Raw genomic sequence first — 1,171 nt, forward strand, 5'->3', positions numbered from 1 at the left:
AGGGCTCAAATATCCTAACGATTTCTTGATTCTTTTTTCATTATACCAATGAAGGTATTTATCTAACTCACGTGAGAATTCCTCTATGGTCACATTTTTCCAGTCCTGGTTATAGAAGAACTCATTTTTTATTCGTCCAAATAAACCTTCGCAAGCAGCATTATCTGGAGAGCACCCTTTCTGTGACATGGATCTGGTATATCCGTTTATCTCCATCCTCTCAATCCAACCCGGCCAGCGATAGTGGCATCCTCGATCTGTATGAATAATTGGTTTAGATTTTGCGCCCATATTTGCAATCACATCGTCGAGCATGCCATTGACGAGATCGGCATTTGGATGTTCGCTTATTCGCCACGTGACAAGCATTCCATCAAAGCAATCTGCTGTCGGAGACAGATATACCTTGCCTGTCGGAATGGCAAACTCGCTAATATCCGACAAAAGAAGTTCATCCGGCTTCTCGCTATGAAAATTCCTCTGTACTTCGTTTGGAACAGCGGGACTGATTTCCCCTTTATACGAACTGTATTTCTTCTTTTTTCGGATTTTTACTTCAAGACCATCTTCCGAACGACTTTCTCCGATACTTTTATCCCTATCTTTTTTAGTTCTGCATGTATCCTACGATACCCATATCGGGCTTTGTTTTTCATAAATATCCGATCAACTTCACGGCGTATATGCTTATATTTATCTTCTGTTGCAAGAGCTTTTATCTGATAGTAGTAACTACTCCTTGGCAGCTTCATCTTTCGAAGCAGGACTGGTAGCGGGTACTTCTCTTTCATGGCGTCGATTACCGCTACCTTCTCCTTGTTCTTCAGGTCGTTCAAGTCGACGCCGGGGTCTTTTTTTAATACGTTGATTGTCTCCTTTAAGATATCTACTTCCAATTGAAGCTCGTACATCTGCTTTCTGAATGATTCTATTTCTTCGGAAGGTATATTCCCATCCGTATCCGGTAATTTTTCCGGCTTGATATTTTTCGTGTTCATCAGAGAAAACACACCTCCTTGAAGATATCGCTTTCGCCACACATATATGATGACACGACTGTATCCAGTCTCTTCTGATACTAATTTTACACTCTCTCCATTTTCAAAACAACGACGAAGTACTTTCAATTTAAACTCCGCTGGAGGGTTTCTGGGATGTTCGGTGGTGTTTT

The 1,171-nt window shown here is 41.2% G+C and carries 2 protein-coding genes; both read right to left on the reverse strand.

Translation table 11 applies throughout. The annotated features are described in order from the left end of the window. The coding region (locus AXF17_RS09635) for an IS3 family transposase (protein ID WP_330398554.1) at nt 1-588 on the reverse strand (588 nt) is incomplete at its 3' end. Next, on the reverse strand, nt 552-1,171 hold a 620-nt coding region (locus tag AXF17_RS09640), incomplete at its 5' end, for an IS3 family transposase (protein ID WP_237048999.1). The genes AXF17_RS09640 and AXF17_RS09635, both read right to left, overlap by 37 nt.

Origin of the sequence: Mogibacterium pumilum, from assembly GCF_002243385.1 — a bacterium.
GTDB classification, from domain to species: domain Bacteria; phylum Bacillota; class Clostridia; order Peptostreptococcales; family Anaerovoracaceae; genus Mogibacterium; species Mogibacterium pumilum.